Consider the following 23,903-nt stretch of genomic DNA (forward strand, 5'->3'; position numbering starts at 1 on the left):
ATTGACATTGCTGTGAACAGCCCCAATAAAACATTCGTTTGCTGAAAAAGGCAAATGTTCACAAGACGACCGCTCGGAGGGGCATTCGTCTCGCGGCAATCTGGGGAGTGCCTTTGCGCCGAAGGGCGGCAGAGGCGTTGGATGAGAATCAAGGAGCATTGCGGGGCATAGGCCCGGGGCTCCAGGGGAGGAAGAATGGATACAATTCTCGCGGGCCTCAAAGGGGCCATCGACACGCTTGGACCGACGATCCTGCTGCCGATCGTCATTTTCATCATAGCCGTGGTTTTGGGCGCCAAGGTCAGCAAGGCTTTTCGCGCCGCAGTCACCATCGGCGTCGCCTTCATCGGCATCAATCTGGTGCTTGGCCTGATGTTCACGTCGATCGGCGACGTTGCCAAGGCCATTGTCACCAACACCGGTATTCACCGCGACATCATTGATGTCGGCTGGCCTTCGGCAGCGGCGATCGCCTTCGGCTCGTCGGTTGGCCTGTGGGTCATCCCGATCGGCATTCTGGTCAACATCGTACTGCTGCTGACGCGCATGACGCGCACGCTCAATGTCGACGTCTGGAATTTCTGGCACTTCGCCTTTGTCGGCTCGCTCGTCGTGGCCGCCACCGACAATCTGGCCTATGGCATTGCCGTCGCCGCGCTTGTCGCCGCGCTCTCGCTGCTGTTCGCCGACTGGTCGGCGCGCGGTGCAGCAGTTCTATGGCGTGCCTGGCATCTCCGTGCCGCATCTCGCTTCGGCGCAGATCCTGCCGATCGCCATTGTGCTCAACTGGATCATGGATCGCATTCCCGGCATCAATCGCATCAACATCAACACCGACACCATCGAGCGCAGGTTCGGCGTGTTCGGCGAACCTGTCGTGATGGGCCTCATCATCGGCCTCGTGCTTGGCGCGATTGCTTTCTACAATGCGGGTGATCTCAGCGTGGTGCTGGCCAAGGTGCTGGGCACCGGTATGACGCTGGCCGCCGTGATGCTGCTCCTGCCGCGCATGGTGAAGATCCTGATGGAAGGGCTGATTCCGGTTTCCGACGCCGCGCAGGAATTCGTGCGCAAGCGCACCGGCGACCGCGAGCTGCTCGTCGGTCTCGATTCGGCGATCCTGATCGGCCATCCCGCCGCAATCTCGTCGTCGCTGATCCTGGTGCCGATCGCGATCATCCTGTCCATCATACTGCCCGGCAACCGCGTCATCCTGTTTGCCGACCTTGCGGTCATTCCGTTCATCGTCGCCATGACCGCCCCGCTGGTCAAAGGCAATGTGTTCCGCATGGTGGTGATCGGCACGGTGACCCTGGCCATCGGCTTCTACGTCGCCAACGCACTGGCGCCGCTGTTCACCAGCGCGGCCGTCGCTTCGGGCTTCAAGCTGCCGGCGGACGCGCTGCAGATCACCTCAGTGGTCGACGGCTTCCTGTGGGTGCCCTATGTCATCATCGAGGCCATGGGACTTGGCGTTGTCGGCATCATCGTGATCGCCGTGGTCATCGCCGCCCTGTTTGTCCTCTACCGCCGCAACCCACTCGGTTGGGAACGGGCAGCAGGCGCCGAGGACGAGCCGGCCGAAGGCACCGCCTGAAACCGCATCGAACCTTCGATTTGAAATGATCGTGCGCCCTCCCCCAGAGCATGATGCCGAAAAGTGTGAAGCGGTTTTCGGACGACATCATGCTCTATCTCTTTGATTTAGAGCCGGATTCAGATTTCAGGTCGATCCGACCTGAAATCATCCGGCTCTAGGGCGCACGATCCATAACGGAGCAACACATGTCTCACGGCCTTATGCAGCTTCTGGATCCCGAGGCGATCGTGCTCGGTTCCGATGCCTCGACCAATGAGGAGATCATCCGCATCCTGGCTGGCCGGCTTGAGGCCCTTGGCTATGTCAAAAGCTCCTATGCCGACGCGGTCGTGCGCCGCGAAATGACCATCCCGACAGGACTGCCGCTGGAACGCGCCGACAATGTCGCGGTGCCGCATACCGACCCGGAGCATGTGCTGAAGCCCGGCATTGCGATGGGCACGCTGAAGCGGCCCGTGATCTTCGCCAACATGGAAGACCCCGACGAGAAGCTGCCTGTCGGCTTCGTCTTCCTGCTTGCCATCAATGACAAGGACAAGCAGATTGAAGCGCTGCAGTCCGTCATGGCCACCATCCAGAATCCAGAGGCATTGGACGGCTTGAGGTCGGCCAGGACGCTTGACGACGTGCGTGCCGTTCTCGGCTGAAAACAAGGAGGAGCAAGAGATGTCCAGACACAAAACAATTCTCTTTGCCTGCGGCACGGGCATAGCCACCTCGACGGCGGTCAATGTCGCGGTCACCGAGGCGATGAAGAAGCGCGGCCTCACCTTCAACGCGCAGCAGGCAAAGGCCACCGAAGTGCCGGGGCTGGCCGACAGCGTCGACTTCATCGTCTCCACGACGCCGATCTCGGCTTCAGTGACCAAGCCGGTCATCAAGGGCCTCGCCTTCCTCACCGGCATCGGCAAGGACAAGGTGCTGGACGAGATCGAGGCGCAGCTGCGCAAGTGATGATCACAAGTGGTCGCGGAAGCTGACGCCTCCGCTCCAGACTCAAACCACCCTGATATAGCTCGTCATGCCTGATTTCTGATGCTCGATGATGTGGCAATGCAGCAGCCAGTCGCCGGGATTGTCGGCGACGAAGCCGAGCTGGACCTTCTCGTTGGGCTGGATGAGATAGGTGTCGGAAATCAGCGGCTGAACGGGCCGCGTCGAGGATGACAGCACCTTGAAGCTCATGCCATGCAGATGCATCGGATGCGATTGCGGTGTCAGGTTTTCCATGTCGATGACATAGCTCTTGCCGAGCTTCAGCTCGGCCAAAGGTGCGGTCGGGTCCGGCGTATCGCCCGGCCACGGCACCTTGTTGATGGCCCAGAAACTGTAGCCGAGTGAGCCGCAGATACCGTCGCTCGGAGTGTTTTCGGCGGTGGCGCTGAGCGCCAGCGAAATATGCTGGGCGGCGGCGAGATCGACCTCCGCCACCGGATTCACTTCAAGCGGAGCAACATCGCGGACATCCCGCTTGAGCGAGCTGCCGGTCGCATGGAAGGTCGCCAGAACCTTAGGCTTGGTGCCCCTGACATCCCGCAGGCTGACGATCGCGCCCTCTTGGTCGGGCATGCGGATGGCAAGCTCCATGCGCTGGCCGGGTCCAAGCAGCAAGGCGTCGGGCGAAAAACGCTCCGGCACCGGATTGCCATCCAGCGCCATAACGACCGCCTCCGCACCGTCGACGCGAAAGGCATAGATGCGGGTGACATCGGTGATGGCGACGCGCAGACGCACCAGCCCGCCGGCGGGTGCGTCGTATTGCGGCTGGTCGAGCCAGTTGGCGGTGCGCACCGTGCCGTAGGTGCCAGTCCTTGCGGCATCGCGCGGCCGGAACTGGTCGATGAACTGGGCGTCGTCGCCGAGGCGCCAATCGCGCAGATTGAGGACGAATTCGGCGTCGAATTTCGGATCGCTGGGGTTCTCGACCACGATCACACCGGTCAGGCCGTGCCCCATCTGCTCCAGCGTGTTGCAATGCGGGTGATACCAGAAGGTACCGGCGTCCGGCGGGGTGAAGGCGTAGTCGAAATGATCGCCGGTGTAGACGTAAGGCTGGACCAGGAAGGGCACGCCATCCATCTTGTTTGGAACGCGAATGCCGTGCCAGTGGATGGTCGTCGGATCGTCGATGGCATTGACCAGGCGCGCGGCGAACGGCCCACCCTTTTTCATCCGCAGCACCGGCGGCATTCCGGCGTTGCCATAGGTCAGCACATTGTTGGTCGCGCCGACATCCATCAGCTTCGCCTGGACTTTCGCCGTCTGCAGCACCAGCGGCTCCGGCGTGGCTGCGGCCAGACTGCCAAGCCTGCCGATCGCGGCAAGTCCGACACCGCTGACACCAGCGACGGCGGCGGTTTTCAAGAGCCTGCGGCGTGTAAAGACGGTCATTCAAGCTCCAATTGCGAGGACGAGTACCCGGACTCTACCGCCGCCTTGGATCATGCGCGAGCCGGCGATGCAAATGCCAATGTTGGCACACCGCATCCCGATGCCCGGCTGCCGTTCACAGGAAGCGACGCCGCAAAAAACGACAGGCGCGGACGGGCAATCGACCGCAAGACGGATCGCCGGCGGAGAGGAGCGTGACTATTTCGACCGCACCCCATAGGCGGCAAGGAAGGCTTCAACCGAGGCGTCGGCATGCCGCTCAAGGTCGGCCTTCGAGCGCGGGTTGCGTCCGGTGAACATGGCTTCGTTCATGGGGATCCAGAGCAGCATTCCGAAGAGATGACTGGCCGCCAAACGGGGATCGCTGGTCTGCAGCAGGCCCCGACTGGTGAGCTTTTGAAAACATGAAGCCACCGAGGCCAGCATGCGCTCAAAGCCTTTTTCGTACCAGCTGCGGCCAAGCTGCGGCATCCGATCCGCATTGGCGATAATCAGACGCCGCAGCTTCAGCAGCTCGTCGTCCATCAGCGTCGTTGTCATGCGTCGGGCGAGCTGCTGCAGGCCGCCCTCCATGAATTTCGCCTCGGAAAGCAGCATGGTGACGGACTCGACAATGTCGTTGGTCTGGCTGGCGGTCGACTCGACGACTTCGGTGAAAAGCGTCTCCTTGTCCTTGAAATGCTTGTAGACGGTCTGCTTGGAAGCCCCCGCCTTGGTGGCGATTTCCTCCATGCTGGTTCCGTCATAGCCCTTGGCGATGAACGCCGCCGTGGCCGCCTCGATGATTTCCCGATCCTTGCGGGCCGACCTGGTTTCACCATTATTTTCCATAGCGCCCTTCAACCAGTACTAGACGGTACCGTTCCCGCGTGGTAGCCATTGCCACAGTACTAGACTGACTAGTACCCGTCAACGAAAGCAAGGCTTGAACCGATGAGCAAAATGATCTTCCTCAATCTGCCGGTGCGCGATCTGCAGGCGGCTACCAAGTTCTATCTCGCGATCGGCGGCACGCTCAATCCGCAATTCTCCAACGACCAGGCCAGCTCGATCATGTTCTCCGAAGCGATCGGGGTGATGTTGCTGACCCACCAGCACTACGGCCAGTTCACAGCACGCCCGATCGGCGACGCCAACCGGGACAGCCAGATGTTGATCGCACTTACCGTCGACAGCAAGGACGAGGTCAATGCCGTCATCGAGAAGGGCGTAACGGCAGGCGGCCGCGCCGATCCCAATCCGGCGCAGGATCTCGGCTTCATGTTCAACCGCCACATCGAGGATCCGGACGGCAATGTGTGGGAGTTTTTGTGGATGAATCCCGCCGCGATGCAGTAGGCTGTCTGAATAAAGCCGCGTGGAAACACTGGCGAAAAGAGCGATTGGCACTGCCTGTCGCTTCTACGCGTGCAAGCGGCGACATCGCCACTCAGATGCCACGGCCGCACACGGTTCGCGACCTGGTCGCGCTCCACCCAAATGAATGTCACTGCCCGCGTGCGGTTCGATAGGCCGCCAATGCCCTGTCCCTCGCCATGGCATGGTCAACGATCGGCTGCGGGTAGTCCCTTCCAAGCGTCAAACCAGACTGCCGCATGACATCGGCCGGCGCCTCCCACGGGCGATGAAGATATTTGTCGGGCAGCTTGGCGAGTTCCGGGACGTATTGGCGGACATAGGTGCCCTTGGGATCAAACTTCTCGCCTTGCAGCACGGGATTGAAGATGCGGAAGTAAGGGGCGGCGTCGGCGCCCGATCCCGCAACCCACTGCCAGCTCGCGGGATTGCTTGCGGCATCTGCATCGACCAGCGTGTCCCAGAACCATTTCTCACCCTCGCGCCAGTCGATCAGCAGGTCCTTGATCAGGAACGAAGCCGCGATCATGCGGACGCGATTGTGCATATAGCCGGTTTGCCAGAGCTCGCGCAGACCAGCATCGACGATGGGATAGCCGGTCAGTCCATGCTGCCACGCCTTCAGTTCGGCCGCGGCCGCCTGCCATTTGAACGCATCGAATTCCTCGCGGATGTTTTCGCTGTGAAGTTTGGGCAGATTGAACAGGAGATGATAGGAGAACTCGCGCCAGCCGAGTTCCTTCCTGAAGGTGTCGGCATCGCCTGAGCGCTTGCGGCTGACGGCGGCCATGATCTGGAATGGCGTGATCTCGCCATGCGCGAGATGCGGCGAAAGGCAAGACGTAGCGTCCTCGCCGGGAAAGTCGCGGCCCTCGGCATAGCCATCGAGGCGGTCTTCGATAAATGTTTCGAGCTGCTGCCGCGCCCCCTGCTCGCCAGGCTGCCAGCGTTTGGCAAGTCCGCCCGACCAATCCGGATTTTTCGGCAGGAGCTCGAGCGCATCGAGCGGATCGGCGTGGAGCCTTCCATTCCAGCCGGCGAGCTTATCCGGCGCATCGACCGGATCGCGATGTTCGAGATCAGCCAGCTTCCGGTAGAATGGCGTGAACACCTTGTAGAAATCGCCCGATTGCGTCCGAAGCCGCGATGGCTCATGCAGCAGGAAACCGTCGAAACTCTCCGCCACGAAGCCATCCTTGCGCAGCTTCGCCATCATGGCCTTGTCGGTTTCGATGTCGGCCGGCGCATAGCGACGGTTCCAGAACACCGAAGCGGCCTTTGTCGTGCCGATGGCGTCGGAGACGATCGTCTCCGTCGCGCCTTGCCTAAGGATAAGTCGCGCGCCCAATGCCTCGATGTCTCGCGCGAGCGCATGAAGCGAATGGTGCAGCCACCAACGGCTGGCGCCGCCCTTGCGGCGCGTCAGCTTTGCCTCCTCGTCGAGGATGAACAGCGGGACGACAGGCCTGCCAGTCGCTGCGGCCGCCGAAAGAGCGCGGTTGTCGCGGACCCGAAGATCGTTGCGAAACAAGACGAGGATCGGGGCTTCACTATCTGTCATGCAGCAGACTCCGGCGCGGTCCATAAGGCGTCCCTGCGGACCGACGCCGACCATACTTTCGATCAAATTAGGTTAAGGTCGTTAAAGGCAAGAGCCGAGTATGCCTTTTAAGGGCGGCAAGCGCCTACTCCGCCGCCTCGGCATGATGCACGGGCACATAGTTGAGGATCGGGCCGAGCCAGCGCTCGACCTCGGCCAAGGGCATGTCCTTGCGACGGGCATAATCCTCGACCTGGTCGCGCTCGACCTTGGCGACGCCGAAATAATAGCTTTCGGGATGCGAGAGATAGATGCCGGAGACCGACGAGCCCGGCCACATCGCGTAGCTTTCGGTGAGGCTGACGCCGGCATTGCGCTCGCCGTCGAGCAACCGGAACAATGTCGCCTTCTCGGTGTGGTCGGGCTGCGCCGGATAGCCGGGTGCCGGGCGGATGCCGCGATAGGGCTCGCCGATCAGTTCGTCGGGGGCAAGCTTCTCATCGGCCGCATAGCCCCAGAACTCCTTGCGCACCTTCTCGTGCATGCGCTCGGCAAAGGCTTCGGCAAAACGATCGGCCAGCGCCTTGACCATGATCGAGGAATAATCGTCGTTGGCCCGCTCGAAACGCTCTGATATCGCCACTTCCTCGATGCCGGCGGTGACGATGAAGCCGCCGATATAGTCAGACTTGCCGCTCTCGGCCGGCGCGACGAAATCCGACAGTGCGACATTGGCCTTGCCGTCGCGCTTGGTCAATTGCTGGCGCAGCGTGAAGAAGGTCGCCAGCTCCTGCGAGCGCCCCTCGTCCGTGAACAGCCTGATGTCGTCACCGACGGCATTGGCCGGCCAGAAGCCGATCACGCCGCGCGGCGCGAACCATTTTTCCGCGATGATCTTCTTCAGCATCGCCTGCGCGTCCTCGAACAGCTGGCGCGCGGCGGGTCCCTGCGCCTCGTCATCGAGGATCTTGGGATAGCGGCCTTTCAGCTCCCAGGTCTGGAAGAACGGTGTCCAGTCGATATAGCCAGCAAGCTCCGTCAGGTCCCAGTTCTCGAACACTTTTACGCCTGTGAAGGACGGCTTCGGCGGCTCGTAAGCCGACCAGTCGACCTTGTGGGCATTGGCCCTCGCTCTGGCCAGCGGCAACCGCTGTTTGTCGGCTTCGGAACGGGCATGCGCGTCGGCGACCTTCTTGTACTCCGCCCGCACCGTGTCGACGTAATCGGCCTTGCCGTCGTTGGACAGCAACGCGGCGACCACGCCGACCGCCCGGCCGGCATCGGTGACATAGACCGTCTGTCCCCTGGCGTAGCGTGGATGGATTTTCACCGCCGTGTGCACGCGGCTTGTCGTCGCGCCACCGATCAGCAGCGGAATATCAAACCCCTCGCGCTCCATCTCGGCGGCCATGTGCACCATCTCGTCCAGCGATGGCGTGATCAGGCCGGACAGGCCGATGATGTCGACTTGTCTGTCGCGCGCCGTCTGCAGGATCTTCGCCGCCGGCACCATGACGCCGAGATCGATAATCTCGTAATTGTTGCATGCCAAAACCACGCCGACGATGTTCTTGCCGATGTCATGGACGTCGCCCTTCACCGTCGCCATCAGGATTTTTCCAGCCGTCTGGCGCTCGCCATTGTCGATGCCATTGGCGGCGTTGGCCAGTTTTTCCGCCTCCATATGCGGCAGCAGCCCGGCCACCGCCTGCTTCATCACACGCGCCGACTTAACCACTTGCGGCAGGAACATTTTTCCGGCGCCGAACAGGTCGCCGACGACATTCATGCCGGCCATTAGCGGGCCTTCGATGACATGCAACGGGCGCTCGGCGGCGAGCCGCGCTTCCTCGGTGTCGGCGTCGATGAATTCGGTGATGCCGTTGACCAGCGCATGCGAAATGCGCTGCTCGACCGTCCATTCGCGCCAGGCGAGATCGCGCTCCTGCGCTTCCTTGCCGGCCGTGCCCTTGAAGCGTTCGGCGATCTCCAGCATGCGCTCGGTGGCGGTGCCGCCGGCCCTGGGCACGCGGTTCAGCACGACATCCTCGCAGGCCTCGCGCAGCTCCGGCTCGATCGTGTCGTAGACGGCGAGCTGGCCGGCATTGACGATGCCCATGTCCATGCCGCGCTGGATGGCATGGTAGAGGAACACCGCATGCATGGCCTCGCGCACCGGCTCGTTGCCACGGAACGAGAAGGACAGGTTCGAGACGCCGCCGGAGATATGGACATGCGGCAGCGTCGAGGTGATCTCGCCGGTGGCTTCGATGAAATCGACGCCGTAATTGTCGTGCTCCTCAATGCCGGTAGCGACCGCGAAGACATTGGGGTCGAAGACGATGTCTTCGGGCGGAAAGCCGGCCTGTTCGGTCAACAGCTTGTAGGCGCGGGTGCAGATCTCGACCTTGCGCGCTTTGGTGTCCGCCTGGCCGGCCTCGTCGAAGGCCATGACCACCGCCGCCGCGCCATAGGCGCGCACCAGTCTCGCATGATGCAGGAATGCTTCCTCGCCTTCCTTCATCGAGATGGAATTGACCAGCGGCTTGCCCTGCACGCATTTCAGGCCCTCCTCGATGATCTCCCATTTCGAGGAGTCGACCATCACCGGTACGCGCGCGATATCCGGTTCGGCGGCGATCAGGTTGAGATACTCAACCATCGCCTTCTTGGAATCGATGAGGCCTTCATCCATGTTGATGTCGATGATCTGCGCGCCGTTGGCGACCTGGTCGCGCGCCACGTCGAGCGCGGGGACATAGTTGCCCGCCGTGATCAGTTTTCGGAACTTGGCCGAGCCGGTGACATTGGTGCGCTCGCCGACATTGACGAAGGGAATTTCGTCAGTGAGCGTGAACGGCTCCAGGCCGGACAGGCGCATCTTACGCTCGATCTCGGGAATTGCGCGCGGCGGATATTTTTTGACCGCCTCGGCGATCGCCCGGATGTGCTCGGGCGTCGAGCCACAGCAACCGCCGACGACATTGACTAGCCCCTCTTTGGCAAAATCCTCGATCTGCTGGGCCATGAATTCCGGGCTCTCGTCATAGCGGCCGAATTCATTGGGCAGGCCGGCATTCGGATAGGCACAGACAAACGTGTCGGCGGCGCCTGAAATCTCGGCCAGATGGGCGCGCATGGCGTTGGCGCCGAGCGCGCAGTTCAAGCCAATGGTGAAGGGGCTGGCATGGCGCACCGAATGCCAGAAGGCGGTCGGCGTCTGGCCCGACAGGGTGCGGCCGGAGAGATCGGTGATGGTGCCGGAAATCATCACCGGCAGATGCACGCCCTTCTCGAGAAAAATCTCATTGCAGGCGAAGATCGCCGCCTTGGCGTTCAGCGTGTCGAAGATGGTCTCGATCAGGATGATGTCGGCGCCGCCATCGATCAGGCCGCGCAACTGCTCGCCATAGGCCAGGCGCAATTCGTCGAAGGTCACCGCGCGATAGCCGGGATTGTTGACATCGGGCGACATTGAGGCGGTGCGGTTGGTCGGCCCCAGCGCGCCGGCGACGAAGCGGCGCTTGCCGTCTTCCTGCTCGGCCCGGATGGCGGCGCGCCGCACCAGCCGCGCACCATCGCGGTTCAGTGCGTAGACCGCATCCTCCATGCCGTAGTCTGCCTGGGCGATCGAAGTCGAGGAGAAGGTGTTGGTCTCCAGAATGTCGGCGCCAGCGATGGCATATTGATAATGGATCTCCTCGATCGCTTTCGGCTGCGTCAGGATCAGAAGATCGTTGTTGCCCTGCTGGTGGCAGGCGCAACCGGCGAAGGCCTCGCCACGGAAATGCTCTTCGTCGAAGCCGAGACCCTGGATCTGCGTACCCATGGCGCCGTCGAGGACAAGGATGCGCTCGCGCGCCGCCGCGGTGAGTGCCGCAAGCACTTCCGAACCGTCGGGCTTGGCCGCGACGGGACCGAACAAAACGTCCAGCGATGCAGAATTCTGCGACATTTTTTATCCTTGGGGCGACAAGCACCATTCTGTCACATAAGGATATCTTTATGTCAACATACGCTGCATGCTCACCATTGTCACGCGACGTTGCCTCGTCGACCGGGGCGCAGCCCTCCAGCGTCAGTGCAAGTCGGCCAGCAAGGCTTGTGCCTCGGCAAGGTTCTTCTCGGAACCGGCGGTGAGATCGTCCATCTTGCGATCCCTGAAGATGACCAGCGCGTCCTGGCAAGCGGCGATCGCCTCCTCAGCCAGCGCCTTGTCCTTGCGGGCAGTGCCCAGATCTGTCAGCACGTCGCACAGGCTGTCCTCGGTGAAGGCGACTGCTGGAACCGAATTGATCTTCTTCTGCACGGCGATCGCCTCGCGCAGGATCGGCACCGCTTCCTCGAAACGGGCGACGTTCCGTTCCGAACGGCCGGCCATCGTCAGGGCATAGCCGACCTCGTTCTGAAGGCTCGCCCAGCGGTCGGGATCGCGATCGCGGCCGATCTCGTCGGCCAGAGCCCGGTTGACGGCGATCGCCTCGTCGAACACCGCCGGCTCCGGCGCCTTCTCACCGATCATGCTGAGCACCCTGGCGAAATCGCCTTGCGTGCGCGCCCATTGCTCCGGTGCACGATCACGGGTGCGTACGCCTTGTATACTGCGGTAGATGCCGGCCGAACGCTTCAGCAAGGCGACATCGTTGCGCCAGTATCCCAACGATGACAGGGCGCTGGCGAGGTTGGACTGATTGCGAATCCAGTCCTCGGCATCCCTGTCGCGGGTCGTTACCGTCAGCGCTGCCTCATAGGCTTGAACGGACTTCGCCATGATGTCCGGATCGGAAGCGGCACTCGCCTGCATCATGCGCGCATTGCCGAGATCGCTTTCAACGGAGGCCCACAGCGTGCGGTCCGGCAGTGTGGCATAGACGACAAGGGCTGCTTCATGCGCGGTCGCCGCCTTCTGGTAAAGCGATGGATCGTTGCTTGCACCGGCGAGGTAGTAATAGGCGCTGCCGAGATCGCTCTGCAGTTGGGCATGATCCTGCGGCACGCTGGCAAGATCATAGAAGGGCAAAGCCGCTTCGAGCGCTGTCACCGACTGCTTGAAATCGGCGCCATCCTGCACCCGGTCGCCCAGTACCAGGAGCACGTGGCCCAGTCCCCATTGCGTCGCCGCCCAACCGTCGGGATCGCTGTCGCGTGTCTGCACTTCGAGGGCAGCGCGATACGCCGTCACCGAGCGTTCGAGCGCTTCGGTCGGGCCGTCGCTGGATTTGCCCAACATGGAAAGCGCCGCGCCCAGCCGGTACTGCGTCTTCGCCCAGTCTTTCGGGGCGTTCTGCTTCGTTCGAACAGTCAGCGCGGCGTCATAGGCGGCGACCGCCTGTTCGAGCACCGCTTTGTCGCCGGCGCGATCGCCCCAGCTCGACAGCGTGCTGCCAAGGCTGTGCTCGATGGCAGCGAACTCGGTGGGCGCGGCCTGTGCAGTGTAAACTTCCGATGCGCTGCGGTAGGCCATTGCCGATCTCTGCAGATAGTCGGTTCCCGTGTCGCGCTCGCCGAGCGAGGCAAAGGCGGAACCCAGATTCTGCTGCAGCGAAGCCCAGTCGAGCGGCAGCTTTTCGCGCGGATATTCCGAGAGCGCGGCCTCATAGGCGGACACCGACTTGAGCAGTGTCGCCGTGTCGTCCTGCTTCACGCCGAGACGCTGTAAGGCATTGCCGAGCGTCAGTTGGCCGTTGGCCCAGCTTGCCGGCGCATGTTCGCGTGTCCACACGGTGAGGGCCGCTTCGGCGGCTTCGCTCGCATGCTGCAGCGTCGGGATGTCACCATTGATCTCGCCGATCGTCTCAAGCGCCGAGCTCATATTGTTCTCTATCGTCGCCCATTGCGCCGGGGCGCGTTCCCTGGTCATTTCCTCCGTTGCCGCCTGGTAGGCGGCGACAGACTGCTCGAGCGTCGCGACATCCTTCTCACGCGCGCCAAGGCGAAACAGCGCCGCACCGAGATTGACCTCGCTCAACGCCCAGTCGAGCGGCACGCGCTCACGGCTGTATTGCGTCAACGCTGCGCGATACGCCTCGATGGCCGCGCGGAAACTGTCGCTGGTCGTCTCGCGCTCACCGAGCTCAGACAGCACGATGCCGAGATTGTTTTCAGTCGCCGCCCATTCGAGCGGCACCTTCTTCGATCCCTGCACCTCAAGCGCCGCGCGGAAGGTGGCGACCGCCTTGTCGAGCAGCGTCGTACCGGTCTCGCGCTGGCCAAGTCGCCAATACACCGTGCCGAGATTGCCTGAGGTGGACGCCCAATCGTCGGGATAGGCCTCGCGGGTGTAGACCGTCAGCGCCTGCTCGAAGGCGGCGGCCGCCTTGTCGAGGTTTTCGCGGCCGGCCTCGCGCTCGCCCAGCGTGGAGAGATTGGTGGCAAGATTGTTCTGGGTGGCTGCCCATTTCCGCGGCGTCTTTTCACGCGACACATAGGTCAGGCTCTTTTCATAGGCGGTGACGGCCTGGAGCAGAAATGCGTTGTCGCCGGAAAACGTGCCCTGATTGGAAAGCGCTTCGGCTTCCGCTGCCTTGTAGAACCAGGCGTCCTCGTCGCTCCATTTCTCCGCTTCATCATAGGCCTTGGCGTAGTCCTGTGCGGCCTTCAGATAGTCGAAAGACAGTTCGTAGGTTTTCGCGCTTGAGGCGAAGACTTCCGCAAACTCCAGCCGTCGCGCCTTGAGATCGGCTTCGGCCTTGTCGACCGTGTCTGCCAATTCGCCGACACGCGCCTTGGCCTGTTCGTGGAATCTCCGGGCGGCATCGAGCGCGCCTTCGCGCACCGCCTGATCGGCCAGTTTCGACAGCCGCACGATCTCCGGATCCTGGCTCTTCAGCGCCGCCTGTTCGGCCAGCACCTGCTTCAGCCGCTCGGTCTGGCCGCGCAGCAATTTGTCGAGCTCGGCCGGGTCCTTCGGCGTGTCGGTGCCGAATGTCTTCAGCATGGCATAGAGCGCATCCATCGGCACGCCCCCATCGCGCGAGATGGTTTCGATCTGGCGGCGTTCCGGATCAGGCAACGTCGAGATGGTGAGCAGCAGTTTGCGGCGCTCGGTGAGGATGTCGCCCTCATCGCCCTTCGGGGCTTCGGCCGGCGTGCCGAAATAGAGCAGCCGGCGCAGGCTCTCATTGACCCACGGCCGCTGCTGGCCGTTGGTCTTGAGGTAGACCTCCTCGCCGATCATGCGCAGCACGGTGCCGAATTCCTCGCCGCCCATCGTGTCGATGTGGCGCAGGATCGCTGCCGCATAGGGGCTGTTGCCGTCGGCTGGGCCGTCGAGCGCCACCTTGCCGGGCTCGGCGGCAAAGCCGATGACCTGGCCGAGGCTGTCGTCGGCCGAGCCGTTGGCTGGCGCGGTGCTCTTCAAGGCGACGACGCTGCGCGTTTCGCCGAGACCGCCGGCGCCGATCGGCTTGCCGTCCTCGCCGGGCGCCAGTTTCAGCAGCGTGCCCGGCGGAAAAGGATCGTTGCGGCAGGCGTCGAGCAAAACGATGGTGACCGGCACCTTGGCCTTCAGCTCAGCCACGATCGAGGACAGCGGCACCAGCTTCTCGCCGGCATTGTCGAGCGCCGACAGGTCGGCATCGACAGGGACAAGGAAATTCTCGCCGCCGGCCTCGATGCCATGGCCGGAATAATAGATGACGGCGACATCGGCGCCTTCGGCGTCGTCGACGAAACCTTCGAGATCACGCCGCAATTTGCGTGCGTCGCGGTTGGTGGCGACGGTCGTTTCGAAGCCAAGTTTGCCGAACATCGCTTCGATGGCGCGGGCATCGTTTTCGGGATTGGGCAATTTGCCGACATGCTTGTAGTCGGACTGCCCGATGATCAGCGCGACGCCTTTCAGCGCCTTCGGCTCCTCGGCATAAGCCGGGACCAGCACGCACAGGCACAGCACCAGTGCCGCGGCGAATGCTGCGCACATGCGCGCCCTTTCGACTGTCATTCGCCCAAGCCGCATCGCCCACCCCGGAACCCGCAAGATACGATTTTCCCCAGGGAGATGGCATCATGATGGCCGGCGCGTGGCAAGGCCCGGGACAAACGGTGTTCTTGTCGCGAGTTGGCCAGATGCCGGCTGGTTTTCGCGCCGTGAGCAGGTAGTCTTCGGCAAAACGGCCGTTCCGACGCGTACTGTCGAAAGGTTCGGCCCGATAAGCTTTCAGGGGAGGTTGCGATGACAGACTTCACGCCAAAATTCGATCTGGCCGGCAAGGTGGTGCTGGTGACCGGCGCTTCACGCGGGATCGGCCGCGCCTGCGCGCTGGCTTGTGCCGGCTCAGGCGCCGACATGATCGTCGGTGTGCGCAGCAAGGCCGACGGGGCGGAGCTTGTCGCCGAGATCGAAGGCATCGGCCGGCGGGCGCTTGCCGTGCAGATGGATGCAACCGATCTCGCCACGGTGCGAAAAGGTGTCGCCGACGCGCATGCTGCCTTCGGCCGCATCGACGTCCTGGTCAACAATGTCGGTCTGGGGCCGGAAAACCTGGCGGAGAACGTCACCGAGGAGGATTTCGACCTGACGGTGAACGTCAACCTCAAGGGCACGTTCTTCACCACCCAGGCAGTGGGAAGGCTGATGATCGCGCAGAAAGGTGGGCGCATCATCAACATCAGCTCGCAGGCCGGCACGGTGACGCTGAAGGGCGAGGCGATCTACTGCATGAGCAAGGCGGCGATCAACCACCTGACGCGTTGCCTGGCGGCCGAATGGGCGCAGCACAGGATCGCCGTCAACAGCGTGGCGCCGACCTTCATCTGGACCGATGGCACACGGCCATCGCTCGCCGAACCGGAATTTCATGCCCATGTGCTCGGCCACATCCCGCTCGGCCGCATCGGCGACCCGATCGATGTGGCGGGCACCGTGGTGTTCCTCGCCTCGCCGGCGGCGTCGCTGATCACCGGGGCGAACATACTGGTCGATGGCGGCTGGTCGGTGGCGTAGTGCTTGCGCAACACATTTCCACACAGGATCGAACGAGTGCGTCAGCCCCCTCTATTTGAAGCTGGCGATGGGCAGGAATTTCACCGCGGAGCCGGTGAAGCGACGGTGATCGGACGTCTGCCCTCGCGGCTGGAATCCATCGAGATAGACATGCTCCGGCGCCGTGCGGATGAAATTGGCTGCAATGACAGGGGCTGTCGTTGATCCGGTTCCGCCGGCAATGCCGCGACCTGTCAACACGGCCGGCACAATGACCGCGGTGGTTTCGGGATCAAGCCGTGGCTGGACACGGTCGGCCTTGGGGCTGGTCCTGACGCGATCTTCAGGTGTCGATGCAGGCACGGCAACTCGCTGGCCGGCCAGTCCGTCGAGACCACCGTCAGGGTGATGCATGGCCAGGAGAGCACCGATAGCATCGGCGGATTTGGCTGCTTCCGGCTGACGCGCCTGGCTCGTCTGGCCTTCAGGCCGCCATGTCGGCAAGGGGATGTTGAGCGCCATCATCTCCGGCGCGACGCTCGCTGTAGCGGTGTCCGTCTTGCCCAGGGGTATTTCGGGATTGGTTGGCGCTGGCTTGGCAGCCGGCAGCTCGGCCCGCGCCATGGACGCGCTGGCTATTGCGAACGGCGCGGTTTGCCGGGTCGCAATGCTGGCTGTGGACTCGGCGCGGGGTGCGAAGGCCGGCAACGGCACGGCATTGGGCGCCATCGCCATGACGATCGCCTCGGGCTTCTTACTCTTTTGCTCAGCCAGCGGTTCAGCCGGATCGACGGAAACCATCTGAATATCTGCTCGCTGGGCTGTCTCCGGCGGCACGATGGCTATGCCCTGTCCGGCCGGCTTGGGCTCTACGGACTTGGCCAGCTTGCGCGGCGCCGGCGCAGCTTCGGCGACATCATCCGCCTCGTCCGCGCCGCGCCCCAAAAGCGTCGCCAGCAGGCCAGGCGACTTGCGTTGGCCGCCGTCGGCGTTTGCCAGTTCGATGTTGGGCGTGCCGGCCGCCTTGCGCGATTTGTAGGCGGCAAACGCCTGCCCGTAGCCGGGCAGCGGTTTGCCGTCGCTTGGCACATGCAGTGTGTTGCCGTTCGGGAACACCCTGGCGAGTTCCTGGCGGCTGATGCCCGGCCAGTGCCGCACATTGCCGACGTCCATATGAATGAAGGGCGAACCGGAGGTCGGGTAATAGCCGACGCCACCGCCCTGCATCCTGAGGCCGATATCGCGCAGCTTTTTCAGCGGCACATCCGGCAGGAAGAAATCCATCGCGCGGCCAACCATGTGCTGGCTTTCCCGGGCCACGCCCTTCGAGCGGCCGCGCAGCATGGCGTTCGTCGCCGGCGAGCGATAGGCGCTGACCACTTGGATATAGGCCGTCGAGCCGCTGGCACGATAGGCCTGCCAGACAAGGTCGAGCAGGCGCGGATCCATCCGGGTCGGCTCGTTGCGGCGCCAGTCGCGCAGCATGAAATTGATCTTCTTCAATCCCGCCTGATCGTAGCGGCCATTGCGCTTGAAGACGATCTCGGCCTTCTCGCCCGTATGGAGGTGTTGAATCCTGAGAGCCCGCGTCTCGGCGGACGCGCCTGTGACGCACAGGCAAAGGAACGCGGCGACAATGGCTGGCAGCCATGTCCAACGATGGGAGGGCGCGTTCTGTTCGCTTTCAGTCACGTTCATGCCTTGCACATTGTTTTTGTTTCGGGCGATTTAACGTCTTCGCCGGATGCGGGGCCTTCTTTTTGAAGCCCTCGACCCGACAAGCAGGCCAGACCGGGCAGGCTTGACCAGCGACGGCATTCATCCTGTCGATGAACAGCATCTTGGTTAATGAATCGTGTCCGTGCCGGACCTTCCCGCAGTGCGGTTGCCCGAATTGAATTCAATCAAATCGTTTCAGCGGAACAGATATTTGGAGACTTCCGGATTGCCGCGCCGCCACATGACATTGTCCAGGAAGTAGTGGTGGACGTTGATGAATATCCAGGCGATGAAGAGGAAGAGCGACGAACCGAGCACCTGCTTGTTGTAGGGAACCAGATCAATCAGCATCATCGGCACCAGCCAGAAGCCCAGCGCTCCCAGAATTGCGCCGACGACGATGAAGACCAGCACGCGCAGCCTGTAGAGCGGTCCAAGCATGGACAGGACCTTCAATCCCGGCCTCTCGACGGCATCCGCACGGTCGCGTTCGACATTGGTCTGGTAGCGCCAGACCACCGCCAGGTATTGCAAGGAATGGAGCGCCGGCACCACGAGCAGCCAGAGCGGGTTCAGCGTCACGAACAGGATCCAGGCATAGAGGGACACGATGTAGGCGACGACGCCGTTATAGGGCAGCGCCCCACCGTGCTTGCGCCAGCGATTGATGAACATCACGGCGGTTGCCGCAGAGGAAGCAGCGGCGATCGACATGGCGATGGTGATGAGCCATGGCGGGACGGCAAAGGTGTAATACTCCAGGCCCCAGAACTGCCTTTCGGTGATCACCACATTCGTCTGCAGCCATGCGAACAGCCACACTGCGTAGCCGTTGAACAGCAGCACCTTCTTGTCCTGATCACTGAAGAATCTGCGCTTCAGCACGGCGTCCACCATCAGCATGCCGTAGCCTTGCTTGACGTAGTGCCAGCCAACGAAAAAACCCATCGCGTTGGTCGCATTGCCGAGCAGGCGGGCGTTCCCTGTCAACGCGCCATAGGCAAAGAAGGCAATCATGGCCAGCGGGACGACAATTCCCGCCAGGATATAACGGATCTGGAGGCTCCTGCCGTAACCCTCGCCGCGCACCTTGCGCGCGAAATTGCGATAGAAGATCTGGTAGGAATGACCGAAGTGCGGCTGGTTTATGAGATGCGAGAGCAAGAACATCGTCAGCGTCACTGCGGCTTCGTACCGGAGCGGCAGGAAATACAGCACCGGCAGGATGACAAGCGCGCTGCCGCCAAGCATGAAAAAGTCGATGAACGGGCCAAAGAGATATTTTTGCGGCGTGGCCGTGACTGAAACCGGGGCATCCGCCGAAAGGTGAAGTGCCATGTTACCCTCCCCCTGTGATCGTTCATTTAGCCCTCGACCCGGGCGCCCGGCAAGTGAGGATACCGCCGCCCTGACGCAGGGCAGCGGGCGACGATTGATTGCCGGGATCAGCTATATAGCTCAATGGATCGGCAGTTGGTCGCCGCGAGCTGTGGCCTCACTTAGCCGTGAAAAATGTCAGCAGAACTTTGCCTTTGTCCCCGACCAAGCAAACAAAGCGATCTGGCGCTCCGGTTTTGCCGCTTCGAGCGATGTAGGCTTCGCCCAAGATGACCATTTTGATGGGAACGTCGCCAACAGTTGTGTCGGCCTTGCTCATCGCGACGCTCTCCATGTCGATAACGAGGTCGCTGATGTCCTTGGACTTCTCCTGAAGGGCCAACAGTCCGGTGGATTTGCAGGCAGTAATCGCTGGGTCGTCGGCCGTCTGCGCAATGCAGGTTCCGGTCAGCAGCCCCAGAATTACTGACGTCGCAACCACATTTTTGATCAGCATATCGGTTCTCCAAAAGACGAGCTACGCACAACGAAGCGCACCAGCAGGAAAGCCCTGGTCTGGAAATTCGTTCCTCCCAGCCATGCAATGGAACAAACCGCTGGAAGGATGAAGAGCCGGTGGCGCGCTATGCCCAGGTCGTCGTTTCGGAGGAAAGCAAGAAGGCTGATTTGCTCCCGATCGGGAAACGCAAGGAGAACAAAGTCCACGGAAATTCCACGGGTGCTGGTGCCGTGTTGCGCCTTCGTTCGCCTGTCAGTGCCGGAAAGGAAAAGTAGCCTGGCACGGCATCGCGTTGGAACTGCTTGGGAAATCTGGTGCTGCGAGAGAGGATTGAACTCTCGACCTCTCCCTTACCAAGGGAGTGCTCTACCACTGAGCTACCGCAGCCGCTGATGGCGGGGCTTCTGCCATATCGAACCGGCAAGCGCAAGGCCAAGTGCAACGCTTCTGTGAAAGCCTTTGCCGGATCGCTTTTGATGACATGGCGGCGCCACAATGTTGGCTATCCCTGAATCGTGGTTGGCCGGTCGCCGGCCGGGACGGGACGATGAGCGACAAGACAAATCCAGTGAAACAGGGCGGCACGGGCCGCAAGGACCGGCTCGCCGAGCAGCTGCGCGCCAATTTGCAGAAGCGCAAGGCGCAGTCGCGCTCGCGCCGCACCGGTGAAGCCGACCAGCGGCCCGACGGGCTCGGCTCGGCAAAGGAAATACAAAAAGATTAACTCAAATCAGCCACTCTTGGACCGGGGTGGGCGAAATCCTATTTCTTGAACCATATTGGCCAATGGTCTAGACGGGCCGATACTCAAACGATTGAACCGGCCTTTTCTGGCCGAGAGGGACGTTCTCCAATGGATCGCATCAGAATTGTCGGGGGCAACAAGCTCTCCGGAAGCATTCCGATTTCGGGCGCCAAAAACGCCGCCTTGCCCTTGATGATCGCGTCGCTTTTGACCGACGACACGCTGACGCTGGAAAACGTGCCGCATCTGGCCGATGTCGAGCAGTTGATCCGCATCCTCGGCAATCACGGCGTCGATTATTCGGTCAATGGCCGCCGCGAGAAGCAGAATGAGGGCTATTCGCGCACCATCAATTTCTCCGCCCGCAACATTGTCGACACCACCGCGCCTTACGAATTGGTGTCGAAGATGCGCGCCTCGTTCTGGGTGATTGGGCCGCTGCTGGCCCGCATGGGCGAGGCCAAGGTATCGCTGCCCGGCGGCTGCGCCATCGGCACGCGCCCAGTCGACCTGTTCCTCGAAGGCCTGCAGGTGCTGGGCGCCGACATCGACGTTGACACCGGCTATGTCATCGCCAAGACCCGTAATGGCCGGCTTGTCGGCAACCGCTACGTGTTCCCGAAAGTCTCGGTCGGCGCCACCCACGTGCTGATGATGGCGGCCTCGCTGGCCAAGGGCGAGACGGTGCTGGAAAACGCCGCTTGCGAGCCCGAGATCGTCAACCTCGCCGAATGCCTCAACGCCATGGGCGCGAAGATTTATGGTGCCGGCACGCCAACCATCACGATTGACGGTGTCGAATCGCTGTCGGGCGCCCGCGTGCGCGTCATCCCCGACCGCATCGAGACCGGCACTTACGCCATGGCGGTCGCCATGACTGGCGGCGATGTCGTGCTCGAAGGGGCGCGGCCTGAACTGTTGCAAACCGCGCTGGACGTGATTTCGCAGACAGGCGCCGAGATCACGCCGACCAATTCCGGCATCCGTGTCAGGCGCAACGGCGCCGGCATTTCGCCGGTGGACGTGACAACGGCGCCCTTCCCGGCCTTCCCGACCGATCTGCAGGCGCAGTTCATGGGCCTGATGACCATGGCCAAGGGCAAGTCGCGCATCACCGAAACGATCTTCGAAAACCGCTTCATGCATGTGCAGGAACTGGCCCGGCTCGGCGCCCACATCACGCTTTCGGGCCAGACGGCGATCGTCGACGGCGTGGCGAAGCTGAAAGGTGCGCCTGTCATGGCCACCGATCTTCGCGCCTCGGTCTCGCTGGTCATCGCGGGTCTTGCGGCCGAGGGCGAAACCACGGTCAACCGCGTCTACCATCTCGACCGCGGCTTCGAACGGCTTGAGGAAAAGCTGTCCAACTGCGGCGCGGTGATCGAGCGTATTTCGGCCTGACGATCGGACGGCAGCAGCTTCAGACGGAGACTGCCCGTACGGCATCTATCCCCCTGCCAGGACTGTAAACCCGAGGCAATTGCCTCGGGCGGAAGTCGTGTCGCGGTTGCACCGGCCGGAAAGACCGCCTAACAGAAGGCTGAAACCAACCTTAGGCACGAAATCCGCATGGCCCTCAGACTCATCGCACTCGACGACCAGGATCTGAGCATCGTTTCGGCTCATGTCCAGGACGCCGTGCTGAAAGTCAGCGACCTCGAGTACCTGCCTTCGGCCAAGCGTTTCGTGCTGACCATGAACCGTTTCGTCTGGGAGGCGAAATCGGGCCTGTTTCGCCAGCACAATGAGCGGCGCCAGGCCGTGCTGCATTTCGACCGGGTGCTCGGCGCCAAGACCAACGGGATTGCGCGCCACAAGCCGGCCGAAGTGCTGTCGCTGCTGGCGATCAGCTTCATCGAGATCAGCAAGCCGGCCGGCATCGTCGAGCTGATCTTTTCGGGCGGCGGCACCATCATGCTCGATGTCGAGTGCATCGAAGCCCGTCTTGCTGACATAGGCGGTGCGTGGGAAGCCACGTCGCGTCCCATCCACAAGGGCTGAGCGATGGCCATCACACTTGCCCAGTCCGACGCCGATTTCGAGCAGCGTTTCGCCGCTTTCCTCCTGACCAAGCGGGAAGTGTCCGAGGACGTCGATGCCGCGGTGCGCCAGATCATCGCGCGCGTGCGTGCCGAGGGCGACGCCGCGCTGATCGATTACACGCAAAAATTCGATCGGGCCGACTTGAGCAGGCTCGGCATTGCCGTATCGAAGCAAGACATTGCAGCTGCCTACGAAACCGCCGATCCGCAGACCATCGAGGCGCTTAAATTCGCCCGCGACCGGATCCGCTCCCATCACGAGCGGCAACGTCCCAGGGACGATCGCTATACGGATGCCGCGGGCGTCGAGCTCGGCTGGCGCTGGACGGCGATCGAGGCGGTCGGGCTTTATGTGCCTGGCGGCACGGCAAGCTATCCAAGTTCGGTGCTGATGAACGCCGTGCCGGCCAGGGTGGCCGGCGTCGAGCGCATCGTGATGGTGGTGCCGGCGCCGGGCGGCGTCATCAATCCGCTGGTGCTGGTGGCGGCCGATATTGCCGGCGTGTCCGAGATTTACCGTGTCGGCGGGGCGCAGGCCATTGCAGCCCTTGCCTACGGCACCACAACCATAAAGCCGGTCGCCAAGATCGTCGGACCCGGCAATGCCTATGTCGCTGCAGCCAAGCGGCAGGTGTTCGGCACGGTCGGCATCGACATGATCGCCGGCCCGTCGGAAGTGCTCGTCGTGGCCGATGGCAGCAACGATCCGGACTGGATCGCCGCCGATCTGCTCGCCCAGGCCGAGCATGACGCGTCGGCACAGTCGATCCTGGTCACCGACGATCCGGCCTTCGGCAAGGCCGTCGAACAGGCTGTGGAGCGTCAGTTGCAGAGCCTGCCACGCGCCGAAACGGCGTCGGCGAGCTGGCGCGATTTCGGCGCGGTGATTTTGGTACCGACCATCGAAGCCGCGCTGCCGCTGGTCGACCGCATCGCGGCCGAACATGTCGAACTGGCCATCGACGATGCCGAAGGCTTCCTGTTGCGGATGCGCAATGCCGGTGCCGTCTTTCTCGGCCGCCACACGCCGGAAGCCATCGGCGACTATGTCGGCGGCTCCAACCACGTGTTGCCGACGGCGCGTTCGGCGCGCTTCTCGTCGGGGCTTTCGGTGCTTGATTTCGTCAAGCGCACCTCGATCCTCAAGCTTGGGCCGGAGCAGTTGCGGGCGCTGGCGCCGGCGGCGATTGCGCTGGCCACGGCCGAGGGTCTCGACGCGCATGGCCGCTCCGTCGCCATCCGGCTGAATATGTAGGCTGAGATGACGGGCTCCGATCGCTCAAAACTGATCGATGTCGAACTCGATGAGTCCATCGGCCGGTCGACGCCCGATGTCGAGCATGAGCGGGCGGTGGCGATCTTCGACCTGATCGAGGAGAACAATTTTCAGCCCGTCAACGACAGTGGAACAGGCCCTTACCGGCTGAAACTGTCGCTGGCCGAGCAGCGTCTGGTCTTCGCCGTGGCGCGCGAGGACGGCACCGCGGTCGTCACCCATATCCTGTCGCTGACGCCGCTGCGGCGCATCGTCAAGGACTACTATATGATCTGCGAGAGCTATTACGACGCCATCCGCTCCTCCACGCCGAGCCATATCGAGGCCATCGACATGGGCCGCCGCGGTTTGCACAATGAAGGCTCGCAGACGCTGATGGACCGGCTCTCCGGCAAGATCGACATCGACTTCGACACGGCGCGCCGGCTGTTCACGTTGGTCTGCGTGCTGCATTGGCGGGGCTAGCCCTGGCAC

Annotated in this window: 17 protein-coding genes, 1 tRNA gene and 1 pseudogene; 10 read left to right on the plus strand and 9 right to left on the minus strand. The window is 62.5% G+C overall.

From position 1 onward, the window contains the following. Nucleotides 1-195: 195 nt before the first annotated feature. From EB235_RS31615 to EB235_RS31625, 3 genes and pseudogenes are all read left to right on the plus strand, one after another. A pseudogene (locus EB235_RS31615) lies at nucleotides 196-1,597 on the plus strand (PTS galactitol transporter subunit IIC). Between the two features lie 188 nt (nucleotides 1,598-1,785). Continuing rightward, nucleotides 1,786-2,247, plus strand: a complete 462-nt coding sequence (locus EB235_RS31620) for a PTS sugar transporter subunit IIA (protein WP_027033504.1) — start codon at nucleotides 1,786-1,788, stop codon at nucleotides 2,245-2,247. 19 nt (nucleotides 2,248-2,266) lie between these two features. Continuing rightward, nucleotides 2,267-2,554, plus strand: coding sequence for a PTS sugar transporter subunit IIB (locus EB235_RS31625; RefSeq protein ID WP_027033503.1), 288 nt, complete (start codon nucleotides 2,267-2,269; stop codon nucleotides 2,552-2,554). A 42-nt stretch (nucleotides 2,555-2,596) separates the two neighbouring features. Here EB235_RS31625 and EB235_RS31630 read toward each other — a convergent pair whose 3' ends face one another. Together EB235_RS31630 and EB235_RS31635 are read right to left on the minus strand one after the other, a co-directional pair. Next, entirely contained in the window at nucleotides 2,597-3,991 is a 1,395-nt protein-coding gene (locus EB235_RS31630) for a multicopper oxidase family protein (RefSeq protein WP_027033502.1), read from the minus strand. Nucleotides 3,992-4,189: 198 nt separating this feature from the next. Then, nucleotides 4,190-4,822 (minus strand): TetR/AcrR family transcriptional regulator, encoded by a 633-nt coding sequence (locus EB235_RS31635; protein WP_027033501.1) that lies wholly within the window; start codon nucleotides 4,820-4,822, stop codon nucleotides 4,190-4,192. Nucleotides 4,823-4,924: 102 nt separating this feature from the next. On the opposite strand from EB235_RS31635, the gene EB235_RS31640 reads away from it, so the two are divergent. Next, on the plus strand, nucleotides 4,925-5,329 hold the full coding sequence (locus EB235_RS31640; RefSeq protein WP_027033500.1) for a VOC family protein: 405 nt from the start codon (nucleotides 4,925-4,927) through the stop codon (nucleotides 5,327-5,329). A gap of 148 nt (nucleotides 5,330-5,477) precedes the next feature. Here the strand turns inward: EB235_RS31640 and EB235_RS31645 are convergent, their stop codons facing one another. From EB235_RS31645 to EB235_RS31655, 3 genes are all read right to left on the minus strand, one after another. Further along, on the minus strand, nucleotides 5,478-6,908 hold the full coding sequence (locus EB235_RS31645) for a cryptochrome/photolyase family protein (protein WP_027033499.1): 1,431 nt from the start codon (nucleotides 6,906-6,908) through the stop codon (nucleotides 5,478-5,480). Nucleotides 6,909-7,032: 124 nt separating this feature from the next. Continuing rightward, nucleotides 7,033-10,842, minus strand: a complete 3,810-nt coding sequence (metH, locus tag EB235_RS31650; protein ID WP_027033498.1) for a methionine synthase — start codon at nucleotides 10,840-10,842, stop codon at nucleotides 7,033-7,035. A gap of 123 nt (nucleotides 10,843-10,965) precedes the next feature. Continuing rightward, on the minus strand, nucleotides 10,966-14,808 hold the full coding sequence (locus EB235_RS31655; RefSeq protein ID WP_167334893.1) for a caspase family protein: 3,843 nt from the start codon (nucleotides 14,806-14,808) through the stop codon (nucleotides 10,966-10,968). Between the two features lie 252 nt (nucleotides 14,809-15,060). Here EB235_RS31655 and EB235_RS31660 point away from each other — a divergent pair, with 252 nt between their 5' ends. Continuing rightward, entirely contained in the window at nucleotides 15,061-15,831 is a 771-nt protein-coding gene (locus EB235_RS31660) for an SDR family NAD(P)-dependent oxidoreductase (RefSeq protein ID WP_027033497.1), read from the plus strand. A gap of 51 nt (nucleotides 15,832-15,882) precedes the next feature. Here the strand turns inward: EB235_RS31660 and EB235_RS31665 are convergent, their stop codons facing one another. From EB235_RS31665 to EB235_RS31680, 4 genes are all read right to left on the minus strand, one after another. Next, a complete protein-coding gene (locus tag EB235_RS31665; RefSeq protein ID WP_032925945.1) occupies nucleotides 15,883-17,508 on the minus strand; it encodes a DUF882 domain-containing protein in 1,626 nt (541 codons plus the stop codon). 216 nt (nucleotides 17,509-17,724) lie between these two features. Next, the gene (locus tag EB235_RS31670) at nucleotides 17,725-18,867 is read right to left on the minus strand and encodes a hypothetical protein (RefSeq protein WP_027033495.1); all 1,143 of its coding nucleotides are present in this window, start codon (nucleotides 18,865-18,867) and stop codon (nucleotides 17,725-17,727) included. Between the two features lie 157 nt (nucleotides 18,868-19,024). After that, nucleotides 19,025-19,363 (minus strand): hypothetical protein, encoded by a 339-nt coding sequence (locus EB235_RS31675; protein ID WP_027033494.1) that lies wholly within the window; start codon nucleotides 19,361-19,363, stop codon nucleotides 19,025-19,027. A 315-nt stretch (nucleotides 19,364-19,678) separates the two neighbouring features. Beyond that, nucleotides 19,679-19,753 (minus strand) — tRNA-Thr (locus EB235_RS31680). 160 nt (nucleotides 19,754-19,913) lie between these two features. On the opposite strand from EB235_RS31680, the gene EB235_RS31685 reads away from it, so the two are divergent. The 5 genes from EB235_RS31685 to EB235_RS31705 all read left to right on the plus strand — a co-directional run bounded on the left by EB235_RS31685 (nucleotide 19,914) and on the right by EB235_RS31705 (nucleotide 23,894). Next, nucleotides 19,914-20,090, plus strand: coding sequence for a hypothetical protein (locus tag EB235_RS31685; protein WP_080680930.1), 177 nt, complete (start codon nucleotides 19,914-19,916; stop codon nucleotides 20,088-20,090). A 129-nt stretch (nucleotides 20,091-20,219) separates the two neighbouring features. Beyond that, complete coding sequence (gene murA / locus EB235_RS31690) at nucleotides 20,220-21,512, plus strand: UDP-N-acetylglucosamine 1-carboxyvinyltransferase (RefSeq protein ID WP_027033492.1); 1,293 nt, start codon at nucleotides 20,220-20,222, stop codon at nucleotides 21,510-21,512. Between the two features lie 168 nt (nucleotides 21,513-21,680). Then, complete coding sequence (locus EB235_RS31695; protein ID WP_027033491.1) at nucleotides 21,681-22,112, plus strand: DUF2948 family protein; 432 nt, start codon at nucleotides 21,681-21,683, stop codon at nucleotides 22,110-22,112. A 3-nt stretch (nucleotides 22,113-22,115) separates the two neighbouring features. Beyond that, nucleotides 22,116-23,408, plus strand: a complete 1,293-nt coding sequence (hisD, locus tag EB235_RS31700) for a histidinol dehydrogenase (protein WP_027033490.1) — start codon at nucleotides 22,116-22,118, stop codon at nucleotides 23,406-23,408. A gap of 6 nt (nucleotides 23,409-23,414) precedes the next feature. Then, nucleotides 23,415-23,894, plus strand: coding sequence for a UPF0262 family protein (locus tag EB235_RS31705; RefSeq protein WP_027033489.1), 480 nt, complete (start codon nucleotides 23,415-23,417; stop codon nucleotides 23,892-23,894). Nucleotides 23,895-23,903 lie beyond the last annotated feature (9 nt).

The sequence above is a fragment of the Mesorhizobium loti R88b genome (assembly GCF_013170845.1).
GTDB classification, from domain to species: domain Bacteria; phylum Pseudomonadota; class Alphaproteobacteria; order Rhizobiales; family Rhizobiaceae; genus Mesorhizobium; species Mesorhizobium loti_B.